The organism is Mycobacterium sp. TH-M25 (assembly GCF_057473665.1).
On the sequence record NZ_JBYCLA010000153.1, the window covers coordinates 1 to 6,290 of the forward strand.

Annotated in this window: 8 protein-coding genes and 1 pseudogene; 2 read left to right on the top strand and 7 right to left on the bottom strand. The window is 64.6% G+C overall.

Going from position 1 to position 6,290, the window contains the following annotated elements:
• The 3 genes from AC2VOU_RS05165 to AC2VOU_RS05175 form a co-directional block, all read right to left on the bottom strand.
• On the bottom strand, positions 1-166 hold a 166-nt coding region (locus tag AC2VOU_RS05165), incomplete at its 3' end, for a zinc ribbon domain-containing protein (RefSeq protein ID WP_486956400.1).
• Positions 148-444 (bottom strand): ferredoxin, encoded by a 297-nt coding sequence (locus AC2VOU_RS05170; RefSeq protein ID WP_486956393.1) that lies wholly within the window; start codon positions 442-444, stop codon positions 148-150. The genes AC2VOU_RS05170 and AC2VOU_RS05165, both read right to left, overlap by 19 nt.
• Positions 441-1,721, bottom strand: coding sequence for an NADH-ubiquinone oxidoreductase-F iron-sulfur binding region domain-containing protein (locus AC2VOU_RS05175; RefSeq protein WP_486956394.1), 1,281 nt, complete (start codon positions 1,719-1,721; stop codon positions 441-443). The genes AC2VOU_RS05170 and AC2VOU_RS05175 overlap by 4 nt, the downstream gene beginning before the upstream one ends.
• Positions 1,722-1,757: 36 nt before the next feature.
• Here AC2VOU_RS05175 and AC2VOU_RS05180 point away from each other — a divergent pair, with 36 nt between their 5' ends.
• A complete protein-coding gene (locus tag AC2VOU_RS05180) occupies positions 1,758-2,225 on the top strand; it encodes a hypothetical protein (RefSeq protein WP_486956395.1) in 468 nt (155 codons plus the stop codon).
• A gap of 5 nt (positions 2,226-2,230) precedes the next feature.
• On the opposite strand, the gene AC2VOU_RS05185 is transcribed toward AC2VOU_RS05180, so the two are convergent.
• The 4 genes from AC2VOU_RS05185 to AC2VOU_RS05200 are packed head-to-tail and all read right to left on the bottom strand — an operon-like array spanning position 2,231 to position 5,773.
• Positions 2,231-3,097 (bottom strand): alpha/beta fold hydrolase, encoded by an 867-nt coding sequence (locus tag AC2VOU_RS05185; RefSeq protein ID WP_486956396.1) that lies wholly within the window; start codon positions 3,095-3,097, stop codon positions 2,231-2,233.
• A gap of 16 nt (positions 3,098-3,113) precedes the next feature.
• Entirely contained in the window at positions 3,114-3,512 is a 399-nt protein-coding gene (locus AC2VOU_RS05190; protein ID WP_486956397.1) for a Rieske (2Fe-2S) protein, read from the bottom strand.
• A gap of 1 nt (position 3,513) precedes the next feature.
• Entirely contained in the window at positions 3,514-4,659 is a 1,146-nt protein-coding gene (locus AC2VOU_RS05195) for an amidohydrolase family protein (protein WP_486956398.1), read from the bottom strand.
• A gap of 22 nt (positions 4,660-4,681) precedes the next feature.
• Positions 4,682-5,773: an amidohydrolase family protein gene (locus AC2VOU_RS05200; protein ID WP_486956399.1), complete on the bottom strand. Its 1,092-nt coding sequence runs from the start codon at positions 5,771-5,773 to the stop codon at positions 4,682-4,684.
• A gap of 372 nt (positions 5,774-6,145) precedes the next feature.
• On the opposite strand from AC2VOU_RS05200, the pseudogene AC2VOU_RS05205 reads away from it, so the two are divergent.
• Positions 6,146-6,290: pseudogene (locus AC2VOU_RS05205) on the top strand (acyl-CoA dehydrogenase family protein); the annotation flags it as partial.

Consider the following 6,290-nt stretch of genomic DNA (forward strand, 5'->3'; position numbering starts at 1 on the left):
TGTGCGAGCGGCAGTACCGGCACACCGGGGCGGGCGGATGAATCAGCGCGGCGCAATCGGTGCATTCCTGCAGACGCAGCGTGCCGTCGGCGCCGGAGGTCCAGAAGAACGCGTTGTCATCGGTGATCAACGGCAGTGGGCGTCCGGTCAACGGGTGAACCCCCATTCCGCCTCGTTTGCTTCGGTTTTCAGGTGCTCGGCGGGGTCGTCGACGCCGACCGACCGGTCATGCGGGTCGGCATCGCGGCGCTCGCCCCATTCGGTGATCGCGTGCACCGGGCAATCCAGCAGCGCCCGGATCACGGCGTCGCGGTCTGTATCAACGACCTCGCCGTCGCCTTCCAGCGACGCGTAGCCCCAGTCGTCGAGCGAGAAATAATGCGGAGCGTGCTTGGCGCACACCCCGAAGCCGTCGCAGATGGTGCGGTCCAGGCGAACCCTCACAGCGACTCCACCTGGTAGGGGCGATCGGCCGCGAACGCGCCCAGGTGGCATGCCTGACAACCATTGTGGAGGTGGTCCTGGACGACGTCGGGGAACTTGGTCAGTAGGCTCGCTGCGATGTTGGTCGCGGCGTCCAGCGTCGCGCAGGCGCCGCGGCCGCGCAACACCACCGACCAGCGCCGCAACCGGGCGACGTCCTCCTCGGTGGCGACGCCGTCGCGCAAGGCCCCGGTGACGGCTGCCATCGCCGCGGTTCCGTTGAAGCAGGAGCCGCATTGCCCGGCGTTTTCGCGGTCGAAGTAGGCCAGCACCGACGCCGCGACGGCCAGCGGGCAGTCGTCGGTGATCACGCCGATCGCGCCGTTGCCCAGGCCGCAACCGAGAGCGCGCAGCGTCTCGTGGTCGAGGGTGGCGCCGAGCACCGAGCGGTCCAGCAGGCCGGCGAAGTAGCCGCCCATCAGCGCCCCTCGTACGTGACCCGGTGAAACACCATGCAGAGCAAGAAGTTCGGTGAAAGGTAAGCCGTGTGGAATTTCGTAGAGTCCCGGTGCCCGACCCGCGCCGCTTACCGTCACCAGAAAGCTGCCCGGCGACGACGCCGTGCCCAGCGAACGGAACTCGGCTGACCCGCGTCGCAGTATGAGCGGCAGGCTCGCCAGCGTCTCGACATTGCTGACCAGAGTCGGGAGTCCCCCGACACCCTCTTGGTAGGGCCGCGGTGGCTTGTCGGTCGGCTTGACTGGACCGCCGTTGAGCGCGCGCACCGCGGCGGTCTCCTCGCCGGCGATGTAACCCGGTGCGACGCTGCGGACCTCGACCGCCACGCCGGCGAAGGCGTCCGGTCCGAGCTCGCCCAGTGCAGCTTCCGCGCTGCGGGCCGATTCGGGGTCGGACAGATAGACGTAGGCGCGGTCGGCGGACACCATCGCGGCGGCAAGCCGCAGGCCGTCGAGGATCAAGTGCGGGCGGTTCCGCAACAACCACCGGTCCTTGATCGAAGCCGGTTCGCCCTCTTCGCCATTGGCGACGACAACGGCGCCACCGACCGCACGTCCGTTGTCGCGGACCGCGCGTGCCTTTATCGCGAACGGGAAACCGGCACCGCCCCGACCCAGCAGCCCACTGGAGTTGACCTCGCCGAGCAGTTCGTCAGGGGCGGTCAGCGGCTGATACCCGACGTAGGCGTCGAGGTCTTCTCGACCGCCCTGAATCAACAGCCGAGGCGTCAAGCCGGGCGAAGCGGCGAGGCTGATCGCCGGTGCGACGGTGGTCTTCATCATTCGACTCCCCGCTGCACGGTTAGGCTTGCCGACATGCGAACCGCCGTCGTGCGCGTCAATGTCGACCCGGACAACGCGTTGACTCCTGCGCAACTAACCAACGGCATGGCAGCGCTCCTCGATAGCGTCGGAAGAACCGGTGTGATCGAGAACGACCTCGGGGCCATGCCCACCGGTCGCCGTGAGGTAGAGCTGCTGATCAGCTGTGACAACGCCGAATCCGCAACGCGCGCGGCGACCACGCTGTGCGGCAGTGCTTTTCCGACTACACCGCTGCCTGGTGTGGTCACCTTTGTCAGCCGGGGAACCGACGACGATGCCCGCGGTGTGCTGGCCGGATTCGGTCTCACCGGCGACATCGTCCGGACGCCCGGCGATGACGGCTTCGACATCGTCGACGTGACACTGCGGGAAGCGGACCTCGAGCGCATTCCGGAAAGCCGCGTTCACACCGCGCTGGAGGCGTCGCTGAACTGCGAAGTCCGCATTCACACCGCGTAGTCGCATCAGGATCCCAGAAACTTCAGAATCGGTGGCGCGGCCTGCACCCAGGTGTCAAACATGTTGAAGTGCTTCACTTTGCCCTGAGCACGGGCTTCGGACGCGCGCTCCCAGGCGTCCTCCGGCCAGGGTGGGTCGATCAGTTTCGACCCCTTGATCAAACAGCTGACTTCCAGCGATGTTCGTTTCGGATGATCCATGTCGTTCTCGCCGCCACGAATGATCAAGGTGGGAATCTGGATTCGATCGAACATCTCGTCGTCAACACCCGGAATCGTCTGGCCGGGCTTGGACACAAAAGCGTTGAGCCACCGCAGCATCAACTTGAGGAAATGCTCGGAGTCGAAGTCGAGGAAGCGTTTTTCGTTGTCCGCGTTCTCCTCGATGCGCTCGCGCCATTCCGGTACCTGCACCACGCCGGCCATGCCGGTACCTCGCACGGCGAGAATGCTGGGAATGATGTAGTACGAGCCGAGCACGAAGCTGCCGTAGATTCCGCCGACGATGTTCCACACCACCAGCTTCTCCACGAGTTCGGGGTAGAGCATCGTCGTCAGCATGGAATCCCTTGCGCCGCCTGATCCGCCGGCCAGGATACAGCGGTCGAAACCAAGGCCGGTCACCAGCTTGTGCAGCGTCTCGGCGCGCATGTGCGATTCGCTCTGCCCGTAGAACTGCACGTCGGAGGCGCCACAGTTGGGCCGGTCCCACAACAGCACCCGGTAGCCGCCGGCAGCCATTTCCTCAGCGAGCGGGCGCAGGCCGGGGATTTCCTTGCTGAACCGGCCGCCTGGGGTCAGCGCGATCAAATCTCCGGAATCACCGAGGATTTCGTAGACGACCTTGCCGCCGTTGATCTCGAGAAAAGACATATGAACTCCAGTCAGATCAGGCCTGAACCAGGACGTCGTTGCCGACAATCCGCACCGGGTAGGTGCGGATGCTCCACTCCGGTTTGACCGCCGTCGTGCCGGTCGCCAGCTCGAAACCCCATTGGTGCCATGGGCAGTAGATGTACTCCTTATCGCGCACCATCACTGCGTCACCGGGCGCGGTCTCGTCGACGATGGTGCGCCCCCGGGCGCGGCCCGAGCACAGTGGACCACCTTGGTGCGGACAGTAATTCGCGATCGCGTAGAAAGTCCCGTTGACGTTGTACACGCCCACTCCATGCCGGCCGATCGGAACCAGTTTGTGCGTGCCCGAAGGGATTTCGTCGACAGTGGCGACCACATGCTCGCGGCCCTGGGCGAGACGATTCTCGGCCCGGGGGGTGTCGGCAGGCAACTCAGAGCACCCGGACTTGACCCTGGAGGACGGGAACCGTCTCGGGAAGGTGGTAGGTCGCGATGCCGTTGCGGTACATCACCGCGTCCCGGGCGTGCTTGGGCAGGTGCTTGACCAACCAGCGCGGGTCGTCGAACGTCCAGTGCGGGTAGTCCGAGGAGAACAGCAGGATCTTCTCGCACTCCATCCACTCCAGAGCGCGGGTGAGCTGGGTCTTGTCCTCGGGGTAGTCCAGCGGTTGGGTAGTGAACTTGATGTGGTCCTTGACGTACTCCGACGGCTTGCGCTTGATGTCCACCCAGGATTTGCGTGCCTCGTAGATCGCGTCCATCCGCCACATCAGCGGCAGAATCCAGCTGAAGGCGTGCTCGACGAAAACGATTCGCAGCGTGGGGAAGCGGTCGAAGACGCCGTCAAAGATCAGGCTCATGACCTGGTTCGCGGCCAGCAGTGAATACGTGACCATGAAGTCATGGTTGTAGCTGGGGTAGCCCACCGGCGGGGCCGGCAACTCTTCGAACTGGCTGCGCGACAGGTGGCAGCTGACGGTGACGTCGTGCTTGGTCGCGGCGGCCCAGATCGGATCGTATTTGGGGTTGCCCCATGACGGTCGCGGCTCGGCCTTGATCAAGATCTGCGCCATGTAGGGGTGTTCGGCCCACTTCTCGATTTCGCGGACCGCCTCCTGCGGCTCCTCGATCGCGGCGCAGATCGAACCGCGCCACCGCTGGTGCCAGTTGTTGTGGCTGTCGAGCCAATGGTGGTACTGCCACTCGTTGAGCGCGGCCGCCATCGCGTGCTGCGCCTCGGGCAGCCGGGCCGGGTAGGCGGCCGGCTCGAGGATGCAGATGTCCGAGCCCGCCTCCATGATCAGTTGCCGGAACGCCATGTCCGGGTCGCTGCAGGCGAATTCGCCATCCGGCGGAAAGGTGTCGGTGCGCATCGCGTAGCTGTGCGCGTAGTCGGGGGCGTCGTAGTAGATCTGCTCGCCGACGTCGCGGGAGCCGAAGTACCTGCTGCGCCACGGCTCGGGGATGTACTGAACGAGCTCGCCGCGTCGGGGCGCCGGGTGCACGTCGGAGTCGACGCACCGGACGGCGATCCGTTCGACGGCCGGGACACGTTCGTGTAAGTGGGTCAGCGTCATCTCGATCTCCTCGCTCTAGCTCCTACTGTGCGCCTGAGCCGACGGCGATGTCTATCCCGTACAGGTCGGCCGCGTTGCGCCAGCACAGCTTCTCCCGCTGTTCGGCAGAGAGAGCCCTGGGCAGTTTGCGTGCGTCGGCGCATTGCCAGTGTGGGTAGCTGGATCCGAACATCGCCATGTCGTCCTTGCCGGTGAAGCCGAACCATTCACCGGCGAAATCGACATCCCCGGGACCGTCGAGGCTGCCCTGGACAAAGTAGATGTGCCCGGGTAGGTAATCACTGGGAATCTTCGGTGCCCAAGGGGTCTGCTCGAGATGCGGCCGGCCGAACGTGTCCATCCGCCAGATGAACGGCGTGATGAAATCGGCTGCGCCGTCGCCCCAGACGAACTTCAGGCCCGGGAAGCGTTCGAAGACACCCTCGGCAATCATGTTCATCTGGTGGTACAGGTAGTTCAGCGCCATGAAGCTGACGTATTGCTCGTAGGTGCGGGTATTGCCCGACGGGGTGGGCGGATTGGCGATGCCCGATCCGAACTCGATGTGCGCGGCCACCGGAAGGCCTGCGTCGGCCGCCGATTCCCACAGCGGCCAGAACTGCGGCTTGCCATACAGCTCGCGAGATTGCAGCGGAACACCGATTTGCACCACGCGGGGGTGCCCGCGCCACTTGTCGATCTCTTTGATCGCACCCGCGACGTCATCGGGGTTGATCCGGATCGTGCCGCGGAACCGGTCGCCGAAGTGGCTGTGCTCCAACCAGTTCGACACCATCATCGCGTTGTGGGCGGCGTGCAGGGCGGTGCCCAGATGGCGGTCTGGCATGATGCCGCGTGCCATCGGATGCAGAACCGCGATATCGACGCCGCGGTTGAAAAAGAGTTCATTGCCCACGAATTCCGGGTCCGAGCCGGGGTACTGCCCTTCCGGCCCGCGGGTCTTGGGCGCGTACTCACCGCCCGGGGCGCCGTACCAGTCCATCTCGTAGTCCGGGAAGCCGCGACTCTTGAACGGCTCGCGCAGTGCCGAACGCAGTTCTTTGTTGGACGCGAAGAAGATGTGAACGCTCGCGTCGATCAGCGGCGTGCGCGTCCCGTCTGGGTGCTCGATCACCTAAACCGCCCTTCCCGAATCGACTGACCGAGTCGAGGTCGTCAGCAGTCGTCTAGCCAAGCTAACATCCTCGTTCGCCGCTGACCAACGGGTTTCCCGTAAGCATTTCTATTGTGCGTTTCGCCTGATAGAGGCCTCAATCGCTCGACAACGACGAAACTGTTGTTCTTCGCTGACGATAATATCATTCTCTGGCTTCGGCGCCGCTGTCCAGATCGCCCGCGGCCCCGCTCGATCGGGCCTGGATCGCGCCGGCGAAACCGGGGCCGGGGCCAGGCTTGATCAACCCGGTATCGAAATGTGCGAGATTGCGACTTCGCTAATAAGAGAATAGTGTTCTCATTCACGTTGACGATCTGAGGAGTTGGCTGGATGCTGCTGGAACTCGACGCCGATCAGCGGCTCTGGCAGGAAACCGTCCGCGACGCCGTCGGCAAGCAGTGCCCGCCGACGCTGGTCAGAGGCGTTGCCGAGGACGGTGTGGATCCGGGGCCGGTGTGGAAGGCCTATATCGGGC

Excerpts from the sequence above, each read along its gene's own strand:
- AC2VOU_RS05175 (WP_486956394.1), bottom strand. The coding sequence starts at position 1,721 with ATGAAGACCACCGTCGCACCGGCGATCAGCCTCGCCGCTTCGCCCGGC.
- AC2VOU_RS05180 (WP_486956395.1), top strand. The coding sequence starts at position 1,758 with ATGCGAACCGCCGTCGTGCGCGTCAATGTCGACCCGGACAACGCGTTG.
- AC2VOU_RS05185 (WP_486956396.1), bottom strand. The coding sequence starts at position 3,097 with ATGTCTTTTCTCGAGATCAACGGCGGCAAGGTCGTCTACGAAATCCTC.
- AC2VOU_RS05195 (WP_486956398.1), bottom strand. The coding sequence starts at position 4,659 with ATGACGCTGACCCACTTACACGAACGTGTCCCGGCCGTCGAACGGATC.